Origin of the sequence: Ochrobactrum sp. C6C9, assembly GCF_022627935.1 — a bacterium.
Lineage (GTDB): Bacteria > Pseudomonadota > Alphaproteobacteria > Rhizobiales > Rhizobiaceae > Brucella > Brucella teleogrylli.
The window spans coordinates 1-232 of the sequence record NZ_JABXGB010000150.1 but is presented as its reverse complement, the minus strand read 5'-3'; the positions used below and the strand labels follow the sequence as shown (position 1 = coordinate 232).

Here is a 232-nt window from a genome sequence, read left to right as displayed (position 1 = left end):
ACACGGGCCTGCCCGACGACCTGCTGGATGACGCCGCTGCGGCCGAACCTCCCGCGGTGGCCATTGCCACCGACGAGGACACCGGCAACAAGGCCTCGCCATGAAGGACGCCGCCTCGACTGCACAACGGGAGCAGAACCAGCGCCAGGGCCTGATCGTCGGCACCATCACCTTGCCGTTCCGGCTGCTCGGGGTGCTGATCGGCTCGCTGCTGTTCTCGATCGTCGTGGAG

General features: G+C 68.1%; 1 pseudogene. It reads left to right on the top strand.

The annotated features are described in order from the left end of the window. Window positions 1-100: 100 nt before the first annotated feature. A pseudogene (locus HWD97_RS24455) lies at window positions 101-232 on the top strand (TIGR03747 family integrating conjugative element membrane protein); the annotation flags it as partial.